The sequence below is a fragment of the Streptomyces sp. NBC_00271 genome, assembly GCF_036178845.1.
Lineage (GTDB): Bacteria > Actinomycetota > Actinomycetes > Streptomycetales > Streptomycetaceae > Streptomyces.
Window position 1 is genome coordinate 841,266 of record NZ_CP108070.1, and the last position, 21,949, is coordinate 863,214.

General features: G+C 70.1%; 23 protein-coding genes. 8 read left to right on the plus strand and 15 right to left on the minus strand.

What is annotated here, in order from left to right:
• The first annotated feature begins 39 nt into the window (after positions 1 to 39).
• Positions 40 to 1,263, plus strand: coding sequence for an acetyl-CoA C-acetyltransferase (locus OG798_RS04310; RefSeq protein WP_328756324.1), 1,224 nt, complete (start codon positions 40 to 42; stop codon positions 1,261 to 1,263).
• Between the two features lie 84 nt (positions 1,264 to 1,347).
• Positions 1,348 to 1,806, plus strand: coding sequence for a MaoC family dehydratase (locus OG798_RS04315; RefSeq protein ID WP_121417701.1), 459 nt, complete (start codon positions 1,348 to 1,350; stop codon positions 1,804 to 1,806).
• Positions 1,807 to 1,879: 73 nt separating this feature from the next.
• Here the strand turns inward: OG798_RS04315 and cofC are convergent, their stop codons facing one another.
• The 13 genes from cofC to OG798_RS04380 all read right to left on the minus strand — a co-directional run bounded on the left by cofC (position 1,880) and on the right by OG798_RS04380 (position 16,088).
• Entirely contained in the window at positions 1,880 to 2,704 is an 825-nt protein-coding gene (gene cofC, locus OG798_RS04320; protein WP_328756326.1) for a 2-phospho-L-lactate guanylyltransferase, read from the minus strand.
• Complete coding sequence (locus OG798_RS04325; protein ID WP_328756327.1) at positions 2,701 to 5,301, minus strand: bifunctional FO biosynthesis protein CofGH; 2,601 nt, start codon at positions 5,299 to 5,301, stop codon at positions 2,701 to 2,703. The genes cofC and OG798_RS04325 overlap by 4 nt, the downstream gene beginning before the upstream one ends.
• Positions 5,302 to 5,303: 2 nt before the next feature.
• Positions 5,304 to 6,458, minus strand: coding sequence for an acyl-CoA dehydrogenase family protein (locus tag OG798_RS04330; protein ID WP_121417697.1), 1,155 nt, complete (start codon positions 6,456 to 6,458; stop codon positions 5,304 to 5,306).
• Positions 6,459 to 6,534: 76 nt separating this feature from the next.
• Complete coding sequence (locus OG798_RS04335) at positions 6,535 to 7,188, minus strand: enoyl-CoA hydratase/isomerase family protein (protein WP_121417695.1); 654 nt, start codon at positions 7,186 to 7,188, stop codon at positions 6,535 to 6,537.
• Positions 7,185 to 8,249 (minus strand): LLM class flavin-dependent oxidoreductase, encoded by a 1,065-nt coding sequence (locus OG798_RS04340; protein WP_220788947.1) that lies wholly within the window; start codon positions 8,247 to 8,249, stop codon positions 7,185 to 7,187. The genes OG798_RS04335 and OG798_RS04340 overlap by 4 nt, the downstream gene beginning before the upstream one ends.
• 127 nt (positions 8,250 to 8,376) lie before the next feature.
• Positions 8,377 to 8,700: an NIPSNAP family protein gene (locus tag OG798_RS04345; protein ID WP_121417694.1), complete on the minus strand. Its 324-nt coding sequence runs from the start codon at positions 8,698 to 8,700 to the stop codon at positions 8,377 to 8,379.
• Positions 8,697 to 9,365 carry an NADPH-dependent F420 reductase gene (npdG, locus tag OG798_RS04350; protein WP_328756329.1) on the minus strand — a complete coding sequence of 223 codons (669 nt, stop codon included), beginning with the start codon at positions 9,363 to 9,365 and terminating at the stop codon, positions 8,697 to 8,699. Before npdG ends, OG798_RS04345 begins: the two co-directional genes overlap by 4 nt.
• A gap of 89 nt (positions 9,366 to 9,454) precedes the next feature.
• Complete coding sequence (locus tag OG798_RS04355; protein WP_220788946.1) at positions 9,455 to 10,261, minus strand: IclR family transcriptional regulator; 807 nt, start codon at positions 10,259 to 10,261, stop codon at positions 9,455 to 9,457.
• 27 nt (positions 10,262 to 10,288) lie between these two features.
• Complete coding sequence (locus OG798_RS04360) at positions 10,289 to 10,759, minus strand: VOC family protein (protein ID WP_328756331.1); 471 nt, start codon at positions 10,757 to 10,759, stop codon at positions 10,289 to 10,291.
• 97 nt (positions 10,760 to 10,856) lie between these two features.
• Positions 10,857 to 12,479, minus strand: coding sequence for an AMP-binding protein (locus OG798_RS04365; protein ID WP_328756332.1), 1,623 nt, complete (start codon positions 12,477 to 12,479; stop codon positions 10,857 to 10,859).
• The gene (locus OG798_RS04370) at positions 12,461 to 13,909 is read right to left on the minus strand and encodes an aldehyde dehydrogenase family protein (protein WP_328756333.1); all 1,449 of its coding nucleotides are present in this window, start codon (positions 13,907 to 13,909) and stop codon (positions 12,461 to 12,463) included. Before OG798_RS04370 ends, OG798_RS04365 begins: the two co-directional genes overlap by 19 nt.
• Positions 13,910 to 13,933: 24 nt before the next feature.
• Positions 13,934 to 14,821, minus strand: coding sequence for a TIGR03619 family F420-dependent LLM class oxidoreductase (locus OG798_RS04375; RefSeq protein ID WP_095856956.1), 888 nt, complete (start codon positions 14,819 to 14,821; stop codon positions 13,934 to 13,936).
• A 28-nt stretch (positions 14,822 to 14,849) separates the two neighbouring features.
• The gene (locus OG798_RS04380; protein WP_121417685.1) at positions 14,850 to 16,088 is read right to left on the minus strand and encodes a CaiB/BaiF CoA transferase family protein; all 1,239 of its coding nucleotides are present in this window, start codon (positions 16,086 to 16,088) and stop codon (positions 14,850 to 14,852) included.
• A 641-nt stretch (positions 16,089 to 16,729) separates the two neighbouring features.
• Between OG798_RS04380 and OG798_RS04385 the strand changes: the two genes are divergently transcribed.
• Complete coding sequence (locus OG798_RS04385) at positions 16,730 to 17,608, plus strand: ABC transporter substrate-binding protein (protein WP_121417683.1); 879 nt, start codon at positions 16,730 to 16,732, stop codon at positions 17,606 to 17,608.
• Positions 17,609 to 17,648: 40 nt separating this feature from the next.
• Positions 17,649 to 17,951, plus strand: coding sequence for a muconolactone Delta-isomerase family protein (locus OG798_RS04390; protein ID WP_121417681.1), 303 nt, complete (start codon positions 17,649 to 17,651; stop codon positions 17,949 to 17,951).
• 158 nt (positions 17,952 to 18,109) lie between these two features.
• On the opposite strand, the gene OG798_RS04395 is transcribed toward OG798_RS04390, so the two are convergent.
• Together OG798_RS04395 and OG798_RS04400 are read right to left on the minus strand one after the other, a co-directional pair.
• Complete coding sequence (locus OG798_RS04395; RefSeq protein WP_121417680.1) at positions 18,110 to 18,397, minus strand: hypothetical protein; 288 nt, start codon at positions 18,395 to 18,397, stop codon at positions 18,110 to 18,112.
• A gap of 112 nt (positions 18,398 to 18,509) precedes the next feature.
• A complete protein-coding gene (locus tag OG798_RS04400; protein ID WP_328759982.1) occupies positions 18,510 to 19,715 on the minus strand; it encodes an IS110 family transposase in 1,206 nt (401 codons plus the stop codon).
• A gap of 371 nt (positions 19,716 to 20,086) precedes the next feature.
• Between OG798_RS04400 and OG798_RS04405 the strand changes: the two genes are divergently transcribed.
• From OG798_RS04405 to OG798_RS04420, 4 genes are read left to right on the plus strand one after another with little or no spacing between them, the layout of a single operon-like run.
• Positions 20,087 to 20,395 (plus strand): transposase, encoded by a 309-nt coding sequence (locus OG798_RS04405; RefSeq protein ID WP_328756336.1) that lies wholly within the window; start codon positions 20,087 to 20,089, stop codon positions 20,393 to 20,395.
• Positions 20,392 to 21,309 (plus strand): IS3 family transposase, encoded by a 918-nt coding sequence (locus tag OG798_RS04410; RefSeq protein WP_328756337.1) that lies wholly within the window; start codon positions 20,392 to 20,394, stop codon positions 21,307 to 21,309. Before OG798_RS04405 ends, OG798_RS04410 begins: the two co-directional genes overlap by 4 nt.
• 43 nt (positions 21,310 to 21,352) lie before the next feature.
• The gene (locus tag OG798_RS04415; protein WP_328756338.1) at positions 21,353 to 21,643 is read left to right on the plus strand and encodes a hypothetical protein; all 291 of its coding nucleotides are present in this window, start codon (positions 21,353 to 21,355) and stop codon (positions 21,641 to 21,643) included.
• A 10-nt stretch (positions 21,644 to 21,653) separates the two neighbouring features.
• Entirely contained in the window at positions 21,654 to 21,863 is a 210-nt protein-coding gene (locus tag OG798_RS04420; protein ID WP_183127852.1) for a hypothetical protein, read from the plus strand.
• The last annotated feature ends 86 nt before the right edge of the window (positions 21,864 to 21,949 follow it).

Here is a 21,949-nt window from a genome sequence, read left to right on the forward strand (position 1 = left end):
TCCGCCGTAGAGCTTCCCCCACCAGGGAAAGGCAGTTGCATGTCCGAACAAGCCGATGTCGTCATCTGCGAGCCGCTGCGCACACCGATCGGGCGCTTCGGCGGCGCGCTCGCGGACCAGCGTCCGGCCGGTCTCGCGGCGCTCGTCATCGCCGAGATCGTCGGCCGCACCGGGATCGATCCCGAGCGGATCGACGAGGTGATCCTGGGCCACGCCTACCCGACCTCCGACGCCCCCGCGATCGGCCGGGTCGCCGCCCTCGACGCGGGGCTGCCCGACTCGGTCACCGGCGTCCAGGTCGACCGCCGTTGCGGATCGGGCCTCCAGGCCGTCCTCGACGCCGCCATGCAGATCCGCAGCGGCTTCAGCGATGTCGTCGTCGCGGGCGGGGTGGACGTCATGAGCGCGGCCCCCTTCTACACCCACGACGGCCGGTGGGGTATCAGGACGCCGAGTCTCGAACTCCACGACTCCCTGGCGCGTGGCCGGGCCACCGCCGGCGGCGTCAACCACCCCGTTCCCGGGGGCATGATCGAGACCGCGGAGAACCTCCGCCGCGCCTACTCCATCTCCCGCGAGGACCAGGACACCCTCGCGGTGCGCTCCCAGCAGCGCACCGCTGCCGCCATGGCGGCCGGGCTGTTCAAGGACGAGATCGTCCCCGTCACGGTGCGCACCCGCAAGGGCGAGGTCACCGTGGCGGAGGACGAACACCCCCGCCCCGGCACGACGGCGGAGCAACTGGCCGCACTCCGGCCGATCATGGGCAGGTCCGACCCGGAGGCGACCGTCACCGCGGGCAACGCCAGCGGTCAGAACGACGCGGCGGCCGCCTGCCTGGTGACCACCCGTGCCACGGCCGAGCGCCTGGGCCTGACCCCGCTGGTGCGGCTGGTGTCCTTCGCCCGCGCCGGGGTGCCCGCCGAGACCATGGGGATCGGCCCGGTGCCGGCCACCCGGAAAGCCCTGGACAGGGCCGGGCTCACGCTCACCGACATGGGCCTGATCGAGCTCAACGAGGCCTTCGCCGCCCAGGTACTGGCCTGCACACGGGTGCTGGGTCTGACCGACGCCGACCACGAGCGGATCAACGTCAACGGCTCCGGCATCTCCCTCGGCCACCCCGTCGGGGCGACCGGCGCCCGGATCCTGGCCACCCTGGTGCGCGAGATGCACCGCAGGGGGACCCGCTACGGCCTGGAGACGATGTGCATCGGCGGAGGCCAGGGCCTGGCCGCGGTGTTCGAACGCATCACCGGCTGACGTCCCGCCGGACCGCAGGCACCGATCGGCCGATGACCGGCCGTCATCCAACCAGGAACTGAACCAAGGAAATCGGAGTCCATCGTGACACTGACCGCCAACGGCATACCGGAGATCGCGAAGCTGGCCGGCCGCGATCTCGGACACTCCGAGTGGAGGGAAGTCACTCAGGAGCTCATCGACGCCTTCGCGGCGGTCTCCGGCGACGGCCAGTGGATCCACACCGACGTCGAGCGCGCGGCCGCGGGCCCGTTCGGGCGCACGATCGCGCACGGCTACATGGTGCTCAGCTGGGGCATCCCCATGGTGGCGGAACTCCTCCAGGTCACCGGCGTGGGCATGGCCCTCAACTACGGTGTGAACAAGGTGCGTTTCCCCGCGCCCGTGCCGGTCGGCAGCAAGATCCGCCTGCACGCCGGGATCACCGAGGTGCGCGAGGTGAGCCGGGGCGGCATCCAGGTGCACCGCGCCTTCACCTTCGAACTCGAAGGATCCGACAAGCCCGCCTGCGTCGCGGAGTCCCTCACGCACTACTACCCGTAAAGAGAGCCATCCCCGAAGAACAGCGGCCTTGGCGGCCGGGCACCCTCGATCTCTCCGGCCGCCAAGGTCGTTCTCATGCCCGCGGCGGGTGACGTACGACGCCCGGCGACGCGGTACGGCCGGGGAGGCCGGGGAGGTACGAAGCGTCCACGAGGGACGGTACGGGCCGCAGACGGGCGAGGACGTCGGAGAGGTGGGTGTGTCGTGCCGGGGGTGGCACGAGGGCGAGGTGAGCGAGGTGGGCGAGGCAGTCGAGGTCGTAACGCAGCGCGGCGAGGCCGGGTCCGGTCAGTTCGACGGCGCCGGAACGGCGGTGGGCCTCGCGGGAGCCGATTCCGTAGACGGGACCGAGCGCGTGTCCGGGACGGGCGGTGAGGAGCGTGGTGCCCTCGTCGTCCGCGTCGGGGAGGAACGCCCGGTCGTGGGCCCCGGCCTCGGCCAGGGCCCGGCCGAGGAGCGCGGGTTCGATCAGCGGCAGGTCGGCGGGGAGCGCGGCGACACCGCACCCGGGGTGGCCGGCACGGGCGGCCCGTTCGCCCTGGTGCAGGGCCTCGTTGAGACCCGGGCCGGTCCCGAGGACATGTCCGACACCGAGACCGGCGACGGGTTCGAGGTCCTGGATCCGGTCGACGACGACGATCACCGTGGCCACGCCAGGCGTGTGCTGCGCGGCGGCCACGGTGTCGCGGAACAGGGCGCTCGCGACCCGCTGCCGGTCGGGCGAGTCGAGTGCGAGGCGGCTCTTCGCCAGGCGGAGGTCCTTCTGCGGGACGACAACGGCCCAACGCACCTCACCGCGCGCACGGTTGTCGCGGTGTCCGCCCCTGTCGGCGGGATGGTGGGCCCGGCCGTGCGTACCCCCGTCCGCGCGGCCGCGGCCGGGCCGGCCGGTGGTCATCGTACGAATCCGACACTCAGCGGCACGACCCGGTGGACCTCCGTGTCGAACCGGCGGGCCGCTTCGGCGCGTTCCGCGCTGACCTGGCCGTAGGTCGTCGAGCGCTGCCGGGCCGGCCGGCCGGCGGCCGCGGCGAGGGCCTCGATGTCCGCGATGGTCTTCATCGACCCGTTCGTCGAGCCCGCCATCCGGCTGATGGTCTCCTCCATCAGTGTCCCGCCCAGGTCGTTGGCGCCCCCGCGCAGCATCTGCACGCACTGCTCGGGCGACAGTTTGACCCACGAGCACTCGATGTTGTCGATGTGCCCGTGCATCAGCAGGCGCGCGAGGGCGTGGACGGCTCTGTTGTCCCGGTGGGTGGGGCCCGGCCGGGCGATCCCGGCGAGGTAGATCGGGGAGGAGTGGTGCACGAACGGCAGCGGTACGAACTCGGTGAACCCGCCCGTCTCCCGCTGGATGCCGACCAGGGTGCGCAGGTGCCCCACCCAGTGCCGGGGCTCGTCGACGTGCCCGTACATCATGGTCGCGGTCGTGGGGATCCCCAGTCCGTGCGCGGTCTTCACCACCCGGATCCATTCCGCGGCGGGGAGTTTGCCCTTGGTCAGGATCCAGCGGATCTCGTCGTCGAGGATCTCCGCGGCGGTGCCCGGGACGGAGTCCAGCCCCGCCTCGCGCGCCCCGGCGAGCCACTCGGCGACGGAGATCCCCATCCGGGACGCGCCGCTGATGATCTCCATCGGGGAGAAGGCGTGCAGGTGCATGTCGGGGCAGCGTTCCTTGACCGCGCGGGCCAGGTCGTGGTGGACGCTGCTGGGCAGGGCCGGGTCGATACCGCCCTGCATGCACACCTCCGTCGCGCCCACGGCCCAGGCCTGTTCGACCCGGTCGCCGACCTCGCCCAGCGACAGCCGGTAGGCGTCCGCGTCGGTCTCCCGTTGCGCGAACGCGCAGAACCGGCAGCCGACGTAGCAGACGTTGCTGAAGTTGACATTCCGGTTCACCACGTAGGTCACGGTGTCTCCGACCGCGGACCGGCGGACCTGGTCCGCGAGCCTGCACATCGCGTCGAGCCCCGGACCGTCCGCGTAGGCCAGCGCCAACGCCTGTCCGTCCGTGAGGCCCGCCGGGTCCCGCTCGGCCGCCCGCAGGGCGTCGGCGACGTCACTGTCGAGGCGCTCCGGTGCACCCGCGCCGGCTCCGGTGGGGAGGTCGTGCACCTGGTCGGCCAGGACCTGCCAGTCGCCGAACGCGTTGTCGAAGTCACCGCGCGCGGTGGTGAGCCGGCCTTCCCTGTCGATCGCGGTGTGCAGGTCGGTACGCCCGGACGAGACGGCCTCGGCTGCTTCCTGCCACGGCATCCCCACCGGCAGCACGTCGGCGGCGAGGCCGGTGTCCGGGTCGGCGAGTGCCCGCAGGTGCGGCTGGACGCGGGCGTCCGCCCAGGGGCTGCCCGCGCGGATGTACTCCGGCTGTGCCGCGAGGCGTTCACGCAGTTCGAATCCGGCCCCGGCGGTCAGTTCCGCGAGGCGTTCCAGGTGCGGCCAGGGCCGTTCGGGGTTGACGTGGTCGGGCGTCAGGGGCGACACACCGCCCCAGTCGTCGACGCCGGCCGCGAGCAGGAGCCGCAGCTCGTCCGGGTCGGACAGGTTCGGCGGGGCCTGGATCCGCGTCTTCGGGCCCAGCAGGATGCGCGCGACCGCGATCGCCGCGAGGTACTCCTCCAGGTCCGCGTCCGGCACCGCCCGCATGGCCGTGTCGGGCTTGGCCCGGAAGTTCTGCACGATCACTTCCTGGACCGCCCCGTACTGCCGGGCGATGCGGCGGATCTCCAGGATCGACTCGACCCGGTCCTCGGCGCTCTCGCCGATACCGATCAGGATCCCCGTCGTGAAGGGGATACTGCTGCGGGAGGCGTCCTCGATGGTCCGCAGCCGCACCGCGGGGTCCTTGTCCGGGGACCCGTAGTGGCAGCCCCCCGGCTCCGACCACAGCGACCGTGCCGTCGACTCCAGCATCAGGCCCATCGACCCCGCGACGGGCTTCAGTCGCTGCAGTTCCGTCCAGCTCATCACCCCGGGGTTCAGGTGCGGGATCAGGCCGGTCTCCTCCAGCACCAGGATCGCCATCGCCCGCACGTACGCGAGGGTGTCCTCGTAGCCGTGCGCGCCCAGCCACTCCCGGGCGGCCTTCCAGCGATCCTCCGGCCGGTCCCCGAGCGTGAACAGGGCCTCCTTGCAGCCCAGTCGGGCACCCTCGCGGGCGATGTCCAGGACCTGCCCGGGCGTGAGGTAGGCCTCCTCGACCCGGCCCGGGGTGGTCGCGAAGGTGCAGTAGTGGCACCGGTCCCGGCACAGCCGGGTGAGCGGTACGAACACCTTCTTGCTGTAGGTGACGATGCCGGGCCGCCCCGCGTCGAGGAGACCCGCGGAGCGCACGGACCCCGCGACCTCGCACAGCGAGGCCAGGTCGTCGCCGCGCGCCCCGAGCAGGGCCGCCGCCTCCCGGCGGTCGATGTTCTTGCCCGCCCTGGCCCTGGCCAGCGCACGGCGTACGGGTGCGGAAGTCACCGCGGTCTCCTCACATGGACGCTCAGGCATGGTCAGTTGCCGCGCAGGCCCATGGACCGCGCGATGAAGTTCAGCTGCACCGACGGCGGGCCGGCCACGACCCGCGCGATGATTCCGTCCGAGTGGTGCATCGGCAGGGTGTGGTCGCGGACATAGCCGTACGCGCCCTGCAGCTGGACCGCCAGCGCCGACGCCTCGGCGTATATCTGGCCGCACAGGAACTTCGCCATCGTGCTCTCCGTCTCGCACGGCAGGCCCGCGTCGAAGAACGCCGCCGACCGCTGCACCGCGCAGCGCGCCGCGTCCTTGCGGACGAACATCTCCGCGAGCGGCAGCGTCACACCCTGGTACGAGGAGATCGTCTTCCCGAACTGCTCGCGCTCGTTGGCGTACTCGACCGTCATGTCCAGGACCTGTCCGACACTGCCCAGGAACCCCGAGCTGATCATGATCCGCTCCAGGACCAGCCGCTCCTTGAGGATCTGCCAGCCCTGGCCCGGCTCGCCCAGCAGGGCCTCGTCGGGGACCAGGACGTCGTGGAGGAACACCTCGTAGATCCCGCTGATGTTGCGGCCCAGGGCCGGCATCCGGCGGATCTCGACACCCGGGTGGTCGGAGGGGACCAGGAACACGGCGAGGTCGTCCCGCTTGCGGCCGCTGTCGCCGGTCTTCGCGAACAGCTCCATCACCGTGCCCGGGATCCCCGCGCCCTCGCAGTACGTCTTCTGCCCGTTCAGCAGCCAGCCGCCCTCGACGCGCTCCGCGGTCGTCGCCACGCTCGCCGCGTCCGAGCCGACGTCCGGCTCCGAGACCGCGATGGAGAACCGGCCGTCGCCCCGCAGCACGGGCTCGGCGTACTTCTCCTGCTGTTCGAGGGTGCCCCAGCGGATCAGGTCGCGGATCCCGCTGATGTTCAGGTTCAGCAGCGCGACCAGGTCCGAACTGGCCCGCCCGACCTCCTCGCACAGCGCGATCAGCAGGCCAGCCATGCCCTCGAGGGGCTCGTCGTCCGCGACGATGTCGTACCAGCCCAGCTTCGCGATCTCGCGGTAGAGGTGCTCGGGGTAGGAGCCCTCCTCGTCCCAGATCCGCACGTCACGCTGCGGAGCGTGCCGTGCGATCACCGCACGGGCCGTGGCCCGCAACTGCTCCTGGTCCTCGGACTCGATGAAGGGGTTCGCACTCATGGTTGTCGCCTTTCCGGAGGGCATCGGGCGGCCGGTGGATCGGGTGGTCCGAACGGTGCGGTCGCCGCGGGGGAAATCAGGTGGTGAGAGCCGTCCGAAGGGTCTGGACAAGATCCGACGGCGCGGCCGCGAACTGCTCGGCGAGGTGCCGGGCCCGGTGGCCGAGGTCCGCGGCCCCGACCACATCGACCAGGCCCAGCCGGGCCAGGTCGTCCCCGGTGAAACGTTCATCTGCCACCAGCAGCCGGAACGCCGCGGCGGGACCGACAGCGGCCCGCAGGCGGCGGACCGTCTGGTCCGGGGGCAGGAAGCCCAGCCGGAGCTCCGGGAAGCGGAACATCGCGCCCGGAGCCGCCAGGGTGACCACGGCGGCGGCGGCCAGGGCCCATCCGCCGCCCACGGCCGGGCCCTGCACGGCGGCGACCGAGGCGGGGAACGCCTCGACGAGGTCGCACGCCTCCTCGATCAGTTGCCGGCGCAGGCCCGGCCGGCCCATCGCGGTGCCGTCGTCCGACCGCACGTCGGCACCCGCGCAGAAGGCCGGGCCCTCGGCCTTCAGCAGCAGGACGCCGACACCCTGTTCGCGGGCGCCCTTGAGCGCCGCGACCAGTTGCTGGAGCAGCGGGATGTTCATGGCGTTGCGCGCGTCGGGGCGGTTCAGCGTCACCGTCGCGACGCCGCCCCCGGTCTCCGACAGGCACAGCGGTGTCTCGTCCGCGACGGCGTTCATATGAGCTCCGGGAGAACTTCGGTGGTGAGCAGGTCCACGGCTTCCGCCGGGTCGGGACCGACGGGGGCTCCGACGTATGCCTCGGTGAAGCCGGCCCCGCGGGCGTACTCGAGGAGTTCGGCGAGCGACGCGATGCAGTCGCCGGGAGTTCCCGAGATGACGAGCTGGTCGGCCACGTGCTGGGGCAGGAGTTCGGCCGCGGCGGCGATGCCCCGGCCCGTGTGGACGGCCTCACGGGTCGCCGCGTAGTCGGCCTGTTCGAAGCCGACCTGCTGCAGACTCTCGTGCGGCTGCTGGGAGACGATCAGGGCGGCCTGCCGGCGGGCGGCGGCGTTGGCGCGGTCGCGGTCCGCCGAGACGGACACGTTCACCCCGTAGATACGGGTCAGCTCCGGGCGGTCGCTGCGCTCCCGGCCTGCGTCGAGGCGGTCGAGGTTGCTGACCGCGTCGAACTGGCCGCTGCGGAAGGCCGCGAGGCTGTGTGCCGGGAAGTTGCTGGCGCAGATCACACCGTCGGCCAACTCGCCCGTCATCTCAAGGATCTTGGGACCCGTGCCGGCCACGATCACCCGGACCGCGGGGTCGTCCACCCAGTCGAGGGACGCCCGGCCCTCCGCACGCAGACCCAGGTCCGCGCAGGTGAGGGGGTAGTCGCCCATGCGGACGCTCTCACCCCGCCAGAGCGCGCGGCAGAACCTGATGAGTTCGGCGACGCGGCCGACGGGCTGCTGCCGCTCCATCAGGGCGCTCACCAGGCCACCGCCGGTTCCGATCCCCATGCTCACCTGGCGGCCGGCCGGCATGAACTCGGCCAACGTGGCCATCGTGGAAGCCTGTTCCAGGGGGTTGCGCCCGAACGGGAACGTCACCGCCGTGCCGACACCCGCACCGGTCCTGGCCGCGATCGCCCCCAGGACGGCGCCCACTCCTCGCGACTGCATCTGGTCGGTGACCCAGATCGTCTCGAAGGTCCGAGCGGCGACCTCGGCGACCTCGACCAGGCTCGGTCCACCTGCCCAGGCGTGTAGCTGAATGCCCTTGATCATCGACTCTCGATTCACGATGGTGAACAGTGTCCACGGCAATGGATAAAAGGGAATTGCGAATCCATTCCGGCCGAGGCTTGAACGCCCGCCGGCCGGTCACGGCGGGGCCGCATGCGCGACCGCATCCGGCCCCGCCGGAAAATCAGCGATGAGCCGCCACGTACTCGGGTTCGGTGAGGTACGTGCTCACGATTTCCTCGATCAGCGGGCCATCGGCCTCACTGCGTTCCTTCAGCTCGATCCACCGCGGATCCGCCCTGAAGGCATCCCAGAACTCGATCGCCGCGTTCACATCCTCGAACGCACACAGGTAGTAGATCCGCCGTCGGTCGTCGACGACGTGCCAGAAACCCCTGAGGTCGAGACCGAAATCCCTGAAGAGGCCGAGGGTCTCGTCGGCGAAGCGCCTGTGCAGGTCCTCGGTCCGGTCCGGCAGCGCGGTGTACTCGCGCAGTTCGAGGATCATGCCGGGATCCCGGAGACCGAGACGCCCGAACGGGTCTTGTAGCGCCGGTTGATGTTGATGAGGACGGCGGTGAGCGGCTCCAGCTGACGGGCCAGCCGCAGGACCCCGCCGTCGATGCCGGGCCGGCCGGTGATCGTCGCGGCGAGGGCGGCGACCTTCTCCTTGGCGTCCCTGTCGTCACCCACCACCAGGACGTCCTCGTGCCCGAGGGGACCCTCGGCCTCCCACAGGGAGACGGCGGACAGGTGATGGAAGGCGCCGACGACCACGGCATCGGGCACGAGCCTCTGCGTCTGCTCGGCGGCGCTGCCTTCCTCGACGTCCAGGCCGTACGCGCCGCGCTTGTCGAAGCCGAGCGGGTTGACGCAGCTGATGACCAGCTTCCCCGCCAGCACCGGCGCGAGCGCCGCGACCAGTTCCTCGTGGCCGTCCCACGGCACGACGATCAGGACCGCGTCGGCCGCCTCGACGGCAGCCTTGTTGTCGAGGCCGAGCACGTCGACGGCCGAGCCGGCACGCGCGCGGATCTCGGCCGCGGCCTCCTCGGCGCGCCCGGCCGAGCGGGATCCGATGACGACCTTGTGGCCGGCGCGGGCGAAGTGCAGGGCCAGGCCCTTGCCCTGTGGTCCGGTACCTCCCACAACGGCGATGGTGTGGCTGTCCATGGTTCGTGCTCCTCAAGGAAGTGCCCGCGACCGGCGGTGCGGGTTCACAGGACCGGCGTGCGGGCGCCGGTCCTGTGGGTCTGATGGGGTCAGCCGGCGGATCCCTCCGGTCCGGCCTCCGGGTAGTCGGCCGGTACCCGGCCGCCGCTGCGCACCGTGATGGCACGCGCGGCGGTGACCAGGTAGGGGGCCAACTCGTCGATGTCCTGCGGCGTGAGATCCGTTCCCATGCCGAGCAGGCTGATCACGAGGCAGGGCTGCCCGTCACGGTCGAAGACGGGGAAACCCATGACGTTCAGCTCGGGGGCGTACTCCCCGAAGACGACTCCGAAACCGCGGGAGCGCACTTCCTCGCGGCGCGCATCGTCGTCCGCAGCCGGCACGACGTCACGCCACGCGTCCGTCAGCCGGCTGAGCAGCGGCGCGTCCCGGTCGAACCGGGAGCCGATCTCGATGGTGATCTTGATGTCCTTGCGGCTCTCGATCTTCGCGATCGCGGTGAAGTGCCCGTCGGGCATCGGCGAGATCGCGAGGCACGCCAGCTCGGTCCGCTCGGCCAGCCGCTCCATGAACGGCCGCGCCTCCGCGACCGGGGTGGTCCTGGTGACCGCCGCCACGCCGTACTCCACGAGCAGCGGTCCCAGGTTGTAACGCCGGGTGTCGGAGTCGTACTCGATGAGACCCTCGCTGACCATCGTCCGGATCAGGTTCGATGCCGTGCTCTTGGCCAGCCCACATGATTTGGCGAGTTCGGTGACCGTCGCCCCGTCGACATGCCGGACCAGGTGGTCGAGTACCCGTACCGTGCGTGACACCGCCGGTACGAGAACCCCGGCTCCCTGCTCGGCATCGTCGTCGGCGACCACGTCGCTGGATTCGGAAGGCCCCTTCGCCACGTCTCCTACTTTCCGGTCAGGGAAACCTCAGTGCTTGGCTGAGTCCCCTACCAACTCGACAAAGTGGAACAGCGTACCGTCGGGGTCCGCCGCGAAGAGGATCTTCCATCCGTTCACCCCGTCGGGAGCCATCACGGTCTGCGGGGTGTGCAGGAACTTGACGCCCGCGGCGCTCAGGCGGTCGTACTCGCCCTGGATGTCGTCCGTGAGGATCGAGAAGCGGCACAGGCCCGGGTTGACGGTGTCGGCGATGGCCCGTTCGCGGGTCGCCGGCACGTCGTGCCACTCGATGATGTCGAGCAGCGCCTCGTCGGGCGAGTTGTTCAGGCGCATGTGCGCGAAGCGCAGCCTGCTGCCCTGGTCGATCATGAACGCCCGCGCGAGGTTGGCGTCGTCGACCTCCTTGTCCTGCACGACCTCGAAGCCGACGAGTCGGTAGAACTCGATGGTGCGGTCCATGTCGGTGACGTTGAGACCGACATGCCAGAATCTACGCATAGGTGGTCCCTCTCGTGATGTGTGTCTGGGTGTGACATCCGGGCACGGACGCCGCCGGGACGCCGTCTCGGGCGGTGGTGCCTCGGAAGGGGCCCGGTCAGTGCGGGGCCGGAGCGAGTTCGCGACGCAGGAGCTTCCCGGTCTCCGTCCTCGGCAGGGACGAGACCACTTCGAACTCCCGGGGTCTGGCGTGCGGCCCGACCGTGGCGGCCACCAGGTCGCACAGCTCCGCGCGGAGCGCCTCCCCGACCTCACCGCCGGTCTCGCCGCCGGTGAACCGCAGGAAGACCTTCACCCGCTGGCCGATGCTGTCGTCCGGGATGCCGACCGCGGCGGCCTCGGCCACCAGCGGGTGGTTCAGCAGGGCGTCCTCGATCTCCGAGGGGCCGATCCGGTAGCCGCGGCTCTTGATGACGTCGTCCGCGCGGCCCAGGTACTCCAGGCGCCGTCCATGAGCACGCCTGGCCAGGTCGTTCGTCCGGTGCCACTCGCCGGCCGGGGGTACCGGGCCCTCGGTCCTCGCATCCCAGATCCCCAGCAGCGCGACCGGGTCGGGAAGCCGCAGGGCGATCTCGCCGACCTCACCGTGGGCGACCTCCCGGCCGTCCTCGCCGAGCAGGGCGATGGTGTGACCCGGATACGGGGCGCCCATCGTGTCGTCGTCGACGGAGCCCAGCGCCGCCGAGTCACCGATGAGAGCGTTGGCCTCGGTCTGGCCGTACGCCTTGTTCACGGCCTGCGACAGGTGCAGCCGGGACCACGCCATCTCCGAGCGCCCCGCCGGTTCGCCGCCGGTGACGACGGCACGCAGCCTGCGCTCCGGCGCCCGGCCGTTCGCCTGCAACAGGCGCAGGACGGAAGGCGGCAGGAAGGCGGTCGTGACGCCGCACCGCGCGAACAGCTCCAGCGTGGCGTTCGCATCGAAACGCGTCTGCCGCTGCGCGACGACCGGGACGCCGAACGACCACGGGACGAGGAGCCCCAGCATGAGGCCGCCGATCCACCCCCAGTCGGCCGTCCCGTAGTAGACGTCCCCGGGCTGGAACAGCTCGAAGGCGTAGTCCACTCCGGCGTGGCCGAGCAGCACCTGGTGGCCGTGCAGGATGCCCTTGGGCGTACCGCTGGTGCCCGAGGTGTACATCAGCAGCGCGGGGGTCGTCGGACCGGCCGGCCAGGGGGAGTCGGAGTGGTCGTCGACCTTACGGCCGGCGATCCCCTTCTCCTCGGTCCCGTCGACCGTCAGCACGGCGAGGCCCTCGACGTCGCAGCCCGTCGACCGCAGCCGGTCAAGACCCAGCCCGTCGGTGACGAGCACCTTCGCCCCCGAGTCGCTCAGGCGGTGGGCGACCGAGCCGCCGGCCATGAGACGCGGGATCGGAAGGAGCACCGCCCCGGCGGCCAGCACTCCGAAGACGGCCTCCGCCGCGGCCGGCGAGGGGTCGAGGTAGAGCGCGACCCGGTCGCCCGGAGCGACTCCTTGCGCCCGCAGTACATCGCCGACCCGCAGCGCGGCCTCCTGGACCTCGCCGAACGTGATCTCGCCGACTTCCTGCGGTCCGGCCGTGAGTACGGCCACCGCGTCCGGATCCTGCGCGAAGAGCGCGTCCTGGGCGATCGAGTAGTCCGCGGCCGGCGACCACCGGGAGACACCCCGGAGGTCCCGCAGGCGGGCGACGACCGGGACGTCGGCGCCCTGCGGCGCTAGTCCAGACGTGCCCATACGCTCTTCTCCTTCGTGAAGCTCTCGATCGCGCTGCGCCCGAGATCACTGCCGTAGCCGCTGTGGCGGAACCCGCGGTACGGCGAGGCCGGGTTGAGCACGCCCCAGCTGTTGATCCACACGTTCCCGGCGTCCAGCGTCCCCGCGAAGCGCAGGGCCCGGCCGACGTCGCGGGTGAACACGCCGGCCGCGAGGCCGTAGATCGTGTCGTTCGCCAGCCCGATCGCCTGCTCCTCGCCCTCGAACGGCAGTACGCCGAGGACGGGGCCGAAGATCTCCTCGCGAGCGATCCGCATGTCCGGGGCCACGTCCGCGAACAGCGTCGGCTGGTAGAAGAAGCCCGGACCGTCTGCCGGAGCCTCGGTGCTGCCCGCCAGCAGACGGGCACCCTCCTCGGCACCCGACACCACGTAGGAGTGAACCGAGTCCCGCTGTGCCGCGTTGACCAGCGGGCCGATCTCCGTCTCGGGGTCGAGCGGGTCTCCGACCCTGGCCGCGTCGACCCGCGCCCTGACCAGCTCCACGACCTCGTCGTAGATCGGGCGCTCGACCAGGAGCCGGCTGGGCGCGGTGCAGGTCTCGCCCTGGTTGCCGTACATGGCCGTGAAGACCACGTCGGCGACCGCCTTCGGGGACGCGTCCGCGAAGGCGACCAGTGCCGACTTGCCGCCCAGCTCCAGGGAGGTGGTGATCAGCCGGTCCGCCGCCATCCGGCCGATCTCCTGGCCGATCTCGGTCGAACCGGTGAAGGTGATCTTGCCGACGCCCGGGTGCTGGACCAGCGCGTTGCCCGCCACCGAGCCGCGGCCCGGCAGGACGTTCACGACACCGGGGGGGATGCCGGCCTCCAGGGCCAGCTCACCCAGCGCCACCGGCACGAGGGGCGCGAGCTGCGCCGGCTTCAGGACGATGGAGTTGCCCATGGCCAGCGCCGGCGCGATCTTCCAGATCGACTGCACGGCGGGGAAGTTCCACGGGGTGATCGCACCGACCACACCGATCGGCTCGCGCACCGTGTAGTTCAGGAAGCGGCCGGGGGCGGGGGTCGTCCGTCCCTCGATCTTGGTCACCAGGCCGGCGAAGTACTCGACGGTCTCGACCATGACCGGCAGGTCGATCTTCGCGGACTCGCGGATCGGCTTTCCCATGTCGCGGGTCTGCAGCTCGGCGAGCCGCTCCTTGTTCGCTTCGATGAGCGCCGCGTAGCGCAGCATCAGGCGGGTGCGCTGCGAGGGGCGCATCCGCTGCCAGGCCTTGGCGCCGGCTCGCGCGGCCTCGACGGCGCGGGCGACGTCGTCCACGGTCGCCTCGGCGACCTTCGCTATGACGCTGCCGTCGGCGGGGTTGACGGTCTCGAACGTGGCTCCGTTCGAGGCGTCCGTGAGCTGGTCGCCGAGGACCAGCGGAACACTGGAGGTCAGTGCACGCATGATCGGCTCTCTTTCGTTCGGGCCTCAGGGGAGGCGGTGCGCGGTCGGCAGGACCGCCTCGGCGAGGGCCTGCAGCTCCTCCATCGCGGAGTCGAGCGTGGCGTGCTCGAACGAGGTGTCGCAGATGAAGTGCGTGACGCCGAGGTCGCCGTACGCCTCGATCGTCTCGGCGTTGTAGGGCGCCTTGCGCAGCGGGCGCGCGGTGAGCGTGATCTCGCTCATGTCACGGCCGGCCTCCGCCACGTACGACTTCAGCGTGGCGAGGTAGCCGGCGTAGTCCTCCGGGCCCACGGCCAGCGGGTGCCAGCCGTCACCGATCGCGGCGATACGGCGCAGCGACGCCTCGCTGTAGCCGGCGAACCAGACCGGGATCGTGCCCCGCACGGGCTTGGGGAACATCATGAAGTCGTGCAGGTTGTAGAAGTCGCCGTCCCAGGAGACCTCGTCCTCGGTCCACATCTGGCGCATGGCCTTGACCATCTCGGTCACCCGGCGGCCGCGGTCCTTGAAGGGCGCGCCCAGCGCCTCGAACTGCTCCTTCATCCAGCCGACGCCGATGGCGACGGACAGCCGGCCCTTGGACAGGACGTCGATGCTCACGAGCGTCTTCGACGTCTGCACCAGCGGGCGCCAGGGCAGGATCAGGCAGGACGTGCCCAGCTCGACGGTCTCCGTCGCGGCCGCGGCCCAGGTCAGCGCGGTGAGGCAGTCCAGGTAGGGGGTTTCGGGCGCCCAGAGGAACTTGCCGTCGGCGGTGTACGGGTAGGCCGTCTCCACCTTCGTGGGCAGGGCCACGTGGTCAGTCATCCACAGCGAGTCGAAGCCGATCTTCTCCGCGTAGCGGGAGACCTCGCTGATCGCGTCCGGTCCGGCCCAGGGACCGGCGCCGGGGATCCTGATACCAACCTTCATGTGATGCTCCTGTCAGGACGTTGTGTGTTCAGCGGACGACGCGCGCGGCCAGCAGCCGTGCGATGTCTTGGTCGTTGTGTCCGAGCTCCTGGAGAAGCTCGGCGGTGTGCTCGCCCAGGGCGGTCGGCGGACGCTCCACACGGCCCGGAGTGTCCGACAGCTTGATCGGCAGGCCCGGTACCCGGACCTCGCCGAGTGCCTCGCTCTCCAGGCCGACGACCATCTCGAGCGCGCGGATCTGGGGGTGATCCACGGCCTCGTCATACGCGAGGACCGGGGCGCAGATGATGTTCTGGTCGGTGAGCAGGGTGACGATGTCGTCCCGGTCGCGCTCGGCGAACCAGGGAGCGAGCACCACGTCGAGTTCCTCGCGGTGGGCCAGCCGGCTCGCCGCGTTCGTGAACCGCTCGTCGTCGAGCAGGTGCTCGGCGCCGGCCGCCTTCACGAACCGCTCGAAGTGCCGGTCGTTGAAGGCGACGATGTGGACGGCCCCGCCGTCGCGTGTCGCGTACGCGTTGTACGGCGCGTAGAAGTTGCTCGCGTTGCCGACGCGCGGTGCCACGTAGTCGGCCAGCATGTACTGGCCCAGCCACGGTGACTGAAGGTGGAACAGCGAGGCCACCAGCGACACCGAGCCGTTCTGGCCGGCTCCGGTCTTCTGCCTGGCGAAGAGTGAGACCAGGGCCGCGATGGCGACAAGGTATCCGGCCGAGCTGTCGGCGACCGGCGGGCCGGCCTTGATGCCGCGGCCGTCGGGGTCCCCGGTGCCCTGGATCATGCCGGTGAGGGCCTGGGCGACGGGATCCAGCGCGGGCCGGCCGGCCGACGGGCCGCTGTCACCGTAGCCGCTCACGTTCAGGCAGATCAGGTGGGGGTGGCGCTCGCGGAGCTCCTCGGCGGTCAGGCCGAACTTGGCACGCACCGTGGGCAGCATGTTCTCGATCAGCACGTCGGCGCCGGCGCACAGCTCGTGGAAGAGTTCCCGGCCCTCCTCCGTGCGCAGATCGAGTGCGATCGCCCGCTTGTTCCGGTTGACCCCGGCGTAGACACCGCTCATACCGTCCCGGCCGGGGCCGAACGTACGGGACTCGTCCCCTGCGATGGGCTCCACCTTGACCACGTCGGCACCGAAGTCAGCCAGGATCGACGCGCCCAGCGGGCCCGCAACCATCGTTGCGGCGTCGATCACCCGCGTTCCTGCCAGAGCCCGCACCTGCTGAGTCATCCTTGACCACCCGTGTTCACTATCTCGAACTCGCGCCAGCATTTGGAACGACCATAGGTAGGGTGTTCACCGGCGTCAAGACTCGCCTGGGGACTTCCTGAGAAGGCCCTTTCGTCCCGGGGCCCTGGCGCCGGGGCGCCGACGACCGGACCGAAGGGCCGGCGCGCAGGCATGACACGTCGCCAAATCGCTTCACCTGACGGCAACTTGGAGTCGAACTGATGGCGCATCACCGGAGAGTGGCGAGACCCCGGCCGAGCCCGGAGGAGCCGCGAAGAGACCTCGGCCAACGGGAGTCGATCAACGAATCCGCCGCTCACCGGGAGTTTCGCTCGCACGTCCAGCCGCAGCGGCGACGGCGTGTACAGTGCTGCCGATCACCCACACCCTCGGGAATTGGCCCGTTCTGCCGCCTTTGCTCTACCGTGCGGGAGATCCTTCGGCACCCCGAAGCTCCCGGGTTTCCAGCGCCCCGCACGGTCGGCGGCTGGCCCGCCGGGCCACCCACTTCCGCACAGCGGACATGTGGCGCATTCCACACCAGCAGCATCATTCCGGCCGGGTCGCGACAGGACGTCCTTGCAACGACACCCCCGTCCTGGACACACCTCCGCCGGGCCCGCCCGGATGCGACCGGCGGGCGGACCGCCTACAGGACACAGCCACCTTTGAGGAAGGCGTTCATGCACACGATCGATCTCGCCTACGTGGGGCGCGGTCCCCACGAGGAGCTAGTCACCTACATCGCGGACCAGCAGGACTTCTACGCCGACGCCGGTGTCCACGTCGCCCTGCGGGACGGCTCGATCTGGGATCCGGAGCGGCTGCGCCGCGGGGCCGTCATCGGCCTGGGCCGGACACTGCTGTCCCGGCTGGTCGGCGGCATCCCATGGGTCGCGCTCAATGTGAACACCCAGCAGCCCCAGTTCTGGTTCCTCGCCCGGCCCGGCCTGGACTCGCTGGCCGACCTGGCCGGGAAGCGTCTGGCCGTGCATCCGCACCACACCGGGCCCGGCTGCTTCACCCGCATCATGCTGCGCCAGGCCGGACTGGACCCGGACCGCGATGTCGAGACCATCGTCCGTGCACCCGGCGACTACGGCATGGACCTGCGCAGGCTTCGCGAGGGCACGATCGACGCCGCGGTGGTGGGCGACACCCTGGTGCCCGAAGCCGTGGCCGCCGAGAACGGCTGGCGGGTGCTGGCCTTCGCCGGTGACCTCTTCCAGATCCCGACCGTCGGTGTGGCCGTCGACCCGACCTACACCGATCCGGAGGACCCCGCGGTCCAGGCCGTCGTGCTGGCCCACCGGCGCGCGCTACGGGTGATCCGGGACGAGCCCGACACCACGGTCAGGTATCTCCAGGCCTTCCTCAACGGACACACGGAAGAGGAAGTCCGGGCGCACTACGAGAGGTTCATCGCCCCGTCGTTCGGCATCGACGGTCAGACGGACCTCGCCACCGCCGAGACGGCCGTCAAAGCGGTCGCCGCCGAACTGGGCGTGCCCGCCACGTTCACCGCGGCCGATTTCTATCGCACCCGACCCACCACGGCTTAGGCCGCGGTGTCTTTTCGCAGCATCAGAGAAAGGCTGGCTTGTGAAAGAGTTTTTGATCGAGGTCACCACCAACATTCCCGACGGAACCGAGGCGGCCGAAGTCGACCGCCGTCGCGCTGCGGAGGCCGCCCGGGCCGTCGAGTTGATCGCCTCCGGCCACCTGGTCCGGATCTGGCGTCCGGTGGGTGAGATGCGCAGCATCGCCCTGTGGCGGGCCAACGACGTGGCCGAGTTGCGTGACAGGATCCTGAGCACCTTGCCGCTGTGGTCCTGGATGACGTCCGTCGTCACCCCTCTTGAGTCGCACCCGAGCGACCCCGGCAAGGCGGACACCACCGTCTGACTCTTCTTCCTCCGTGCACCTGCCCGACTGCGGTCGGAGCGGTCGGCGGGTGTGCGGGGCAGTGCGTGCCCACGGAGGGAGGCCGGGGTTCCCAGTGCCGCCTGCCGCCAGGTACGGTCAGCGGCTGGCCTGCTTCACAAGCCCATTCAGAGCAGGGGTCAGTCGGCAGCGAGGATGTCGGAAAGACTCACAGCCGGGCGGCCAAGCATGGTTGTCAGCGTGCGCTGTTGTCGCTCGGTCAAGGTGGGTACGAAGACCACCGTGTCAGCGTCGGCCTGGTCGCAGGCCTGAGCCACCTCGCGGACCTTTCCATGGCTCAGCAGCGTCCGCGAGGAGTAAGGCAGCCCCATCCTCCGGACCCCGCCGTCCGAGACACCTCGTCGTTGGACCATCTGCACGACGACCTGAGCGCCACGCACCGCCAGCGCATCGGCTGCCGACGCCATGAGCGTTTCGAAGTCTGCCTGCTTAGGGCTTGCCGGAGAACAAGTCGTGGCTTCCAGCTGCGGGACTCGTTGAATCTCAATGACCTGTCAAGCCCCGTAGGACGCGGTGGAGTCAGCCGCTTGCTGAGGCGGACGGTAAGGCGGGTACGTAGGGGCGGTGGTCGCGGAGCATCGCCCAGAGCACGTCGACGCGGCGTCGGGCGAGAGCGAGGACAGCTTGGACGTGGCGCAGGCCCTCGGCCCGTTTGCGCAGGTAGAAGTCCCTGGACGAGCCGGGATACATCATGGCGCTCTGAGCGGAGAGGTAGAAGACCCAGCGCAGGCGGCGGTCGTAGCGTTTGGGCCTGTGCAGGTTGCCGGTCCGGCGGCCTGAGTCGCGTGGGACCGGGGCCAGGCCAGCGTGCGCGGCCAGGCGGCCGGCGTCACGATAGGACGAGAGGTCTCCGGTGATGGCAACGAACTCGGCGCCGAGGATGGGGCCCATGCCGGGTAGCGACTCGATGATCTCCGCGCGGTCGTCTGTGCGGAACAAGTCCCGAATCTCTTTGTCATTGGCCGCGATCCGCTCGTCGAGTGCGAGCAGCTGGTGGGCCAGTTCTCCCAGGAGGACTGCGGCGCGGGCCTCACCCGGCAGGGCGGTGTGCTGCTGTTCAGCTGCCTCCACGGCCTTCTCCGCCAGCCGCTGGGCACTGCGGACCTTCCGTCGCTGAAGCCAGCTGGCCAGGCGCTTGAGGCCGGTGCGGCGGAGAGCAGCCGGTGTCTGGTAGTGCGTCAGCAAGATGACTGCGCCCCTGGAACGGGCGTAGTCAAAGGCTTTCTCCAGGGCGGGACTGATGCCGCACAGCAGGTCACGCATCCGGTTGACCAGCCGCACGCGGTCCGCGATCAGGTCGCGCCGGTGGGCGGTCAACAGGCGGAGGGTGCAAATCTGTTCGGGCGGGATCCTGATGGCGGTGAAGTCCCAGCGGACGCGGGCCATGTCCGCGATGATCAGGGCGTCCTTCGCGTCGGTCTTGCCCTCGCCGCGGTAGCCCTCAGCGCCCCGGCTCACACTCCGGCCCGGGACGTAGGTGATGTGCTGGCCGTGTGCGGCAAGCAGAACCAGCAGCAGCGTCGCGGTCTTTCCCCGCAGGTCAACGGCCCACTTCACCTGGTCTGCGACTTCGCAGGCGGTGGCGATGAGTTTGAGAATCTCTGTCTCGTCGTTGGGGATCTTCCGGGAGAAGACGGCCTCACCGGCAGAGTTGATCGCTACGGCCCAGTGGTGCCCCTTGCCGACGTCGATGCCGACCCATAAGTGTTCGTGCCGGGTGTTCATTGCTACGGCTCCGTTCCTTGCCGACCAGCCTTTTGGTCCGTAGAACACTCCGCAGCAGGCCCTTAACCAGCGATGACCGCAGATCTCAATCAGCAACACAGAGCGTCCCGGAGGACCAGGTGGCCATTCAACGAAAGCCATAACAACGACAGCCTGGCATCAGCCATGCCCAGTCCTCCCGGACCGTCGCCATTGTCCAGCAGTCTGGTATCAGCCGTGCCTGGTCCTCCCGAACCACTGCTGATTCTTAAGGTTCTGGTATGGGGAGACCGGAGGGGATGGAGGCCGTCCTGGCTGCGAAATGAGCTTCCCCCGAGATGCGGAGTGAGTTGACAGGGGGTCAGATGGGACTCATGAGAGGAACATCGACCATGGCTGCCCCCAGAAAGTACTCGCTGGAGTTGCGTGAGCGTGCGGTACGGATGTACCGCACCGCCGATCCAAAGCCGCAGATCAAGAAGCTCGCGGTCGACCTCGGCGTGCATCCGGAGGCTCTGCGCGGCTGGATCCGCCAGGCCGAGGCGGACTCCGACGAGCGCGACGACCGGCTGACCACCGACGAGCGCGCCGAGCTCGCCGCGCTGCGCAAGGAGAACGTCCAGCTCAAGCGGGCCAACGAGGTCCTGCGGACGGCCTCGGCTTTTTTCGCGGCGCAGCTCGACCCGACCCGGCCCAGGTGACGGCGCTCGTTGACGAGCACCCGCACCTGGGAGTCGAGTGCGTACTCCGGGAACTCTCCATCGCCTCCTCGACGTACTACCGCTGGCGTCGTGCCGAGCGCGAGCCGTGCGAACGCCGGCGCCGCGACGTGGAACTCACCGAGCAGATCAAGGAGATCCACGCCGACTCGGGCGGGATCTACGGCTCGCCGCGCGTGCACGCCCTGCTCAAGCGCGAGGGCGTCCACGTGGGCCGCAAGCGGGTCGAGCGGTTGATGCGCGAGGCCGAGATCGCGGGGATCAGCCCACGCCGGGGCGGCTTCACGCGCCGCGATCCCAAGGCCACACTCGCCCCGGACCTGGTCGAGCGGGACTTCACTGCACCCGCGCCGAACCGGCTGGGGGTCACCGACCTCACCATGATCACCACCAGTGAGGGGCCCTTGTGGCTCTCGGCGATCCGGGACGCGTTCTCCCGCCGGGTGGTCGCCTGGGAGACCTCCGCCCGCGCGGACGCCGACCTGGTCCTGACCACCCTCGAGTACGCTCTCGCGAGCCGGGAAGTCGAACCGGGCAAGCTGATCCACCATGCGGATCACGGCTGTCAATACACATCCGTGAAGCTCACAACCCGACTGCTACGAGCGGGAGTTGAAGCATCCATGGGCTCGGTCGGGGACAGCTACGACAACGCTCTCGCGGAGAACCTGTGGATGATCATCAAGACGGAGTGCATCCGCGGCCGCGTCTTCGCCACCCGCGCCGAGGCGAATCTCGCTCTGTTCGAGTACATCGACGGCTTCTATAACTCCCGGCGCATCCAGAAGCGGCTCGGCTACCTCAGCCCGATCGAGTTCGAGGAGAAGCACTACGCCGACCAGGCAACGGCCGAACGAACGAGCCTGAAACCCCGTCAACCCGCCCTGACCAGCTGATCAGCACCTCCCGCACACCGGGGGAACCTCAAAATTCCAGGTGTTGTTGCCGCATCTGGACGAGCACACCACTGCCACCGACAGCATCATCACGGCGACCGGCACCCTGCCCCCGTCCGGGCCCGCCGACCTCGTCGGCGTCATCGGCCGGGCTGTCCTCGACGCCCTGCACCCGGCCCGCAGGCGGCACCGTGTCAAGGTCCGCACACGCAAGCCCCCCCCCAGCAAATACGGTCCGAACGCCGGACAGCACCCCGCGACCAGCCAGAACTACACCGTCAGCACCACCACCACGTTCTTCGAACACGGCCTCAGTAACCGCTCAAGGCGCTAACGCAACGGTGTTGAGCTGTACTTATAGCGACGGTCATCGACCGGTGGAGTACGCCCACCGGCATGCCTTCCGGACCCGCACCGAGGCCCGCATCAAGATCGCCACTTGGATCACCGACTTCTACAACGCCAGACGGCTACACAGCGTGTGCGGGATCAAGAGCCCGATCGACTACGAACGTGACTACCGAGCCACCCTCGCCGAGGGACTGGCCGCATAGACCGTCTCCACGCTGCGAAGGGATTGACACGCAGCGGCAGCACCATTGGCGCCAGGCCCGCCGCGGCCGCAGACGCTCGCTTTCGC

Coding starts and splice junctions, on each gene's coding strand:
- OG798_RS04310 (WP_328756324.1), top strand. CDS start 40: ATGTCCGAACAAGCCGATGTCGTCATCTGCGAGCCGCTGCGCACACCG.
- cofC (WP_328756326.1), bottom strand. CDS start 2,704: ATGACCACCGGCCGGCCCGGCCGCGGCCGCGCGGACGGGGGTACGCAC.
- OG798_RS04325 (WP_328756327.1), bottom strand. CDS start 5,301: ATGCCTGAGCGTCCATGTGAGGAGACCGCGGTGACTTCCGCACCCGTA.
- OG798_RS04330 (WP_121417697.1), bottom strand. CDS start 6,458: ATGAGTGCGAACCCCTTCATCGAGTCCGAGGACCAGGAGCAGTTGCGG.
- OG798_RS04335 (WP_121417695.1), bottom strand. CDS start 7,188: ATGAACGCCGTCGCGGACGAGACACCGCTGTGCCTGTCGGAGACCGGG.
- OG798_RS04345 (WP_121417694.1), bottom strand. CDS start 8,700: ATGATCCTCGAACTGCGCGAGTACACCGCGCTGCCGGACCGGACCGAG.
- npdG (WP_328756329.1), bottom strand. CDS start 9,365: ATGGACAGCCACACCATCGCCGTTGTGGGAGGTACCGGACCACAGGGC.
- OG798_RS04360 (WP_328756331.1), bottom strand. CDS start 10,759: ATGCGTAGATTCTGGCATGTCGGTCTCAACGTCACCGACATGGACCGC.
- OG798_RS04365 (WP_328756332.1), bottom strand. CDS start 12,479: ATGGGCACGTCTGGACTAGCGCCGCAGGGCGCCGACGTCCCGGTCGTC.
- OG798_RS04370 (WP_328756333.1), bottom strand. CDS start 13,909: ATGCGTGCACTGACCTCCAGTGTTCCGCTGGTCCTCGGCGACCAGCTC.
- OG798_RS04375 (WP_095856956.1), bottom strand. CDS start 14,821: ATGAAGGTTGGTATCAGGATCCCCGGCGCCGGTCCCTGGGCCGGACCG.
- OG798_RS04380 (WP_121417685.1), bottom strand. CDS start 16,088: ATGCTGGCGCGAGTTCGAGATAGTGAACACGGGTGGTCAAGGATGACT.
- OG798_RS04385 (WP_121417683.1), top strand. CDS start 16,730: ATGCACACGATCGATCTCGCCTACGTGGGGCGCGGTCCCCACGAGGAG.
- OG798_RS04395 (WP_121417680.1), bottom strand. CDS start 18,397: ATGGCGTCGGCAGCCGATGCGCTGGCGGTGCGTGGCGCTCAGGTCGTC.
- OG798_RS04400 (WP_328759982.1), bottom strand. CDS start 19,715: ATGAACACCCGGCACGAACACTTATGGGTCGGCATCGACGTCGGCAAG.
- OG798_RS04405 (WP_328756336.1), top strand. CDS start 20,087: ATGGCTGCCCCCAGAAAGTACTCGCTGGAGTTGCGTGAGCGTGCGGTA.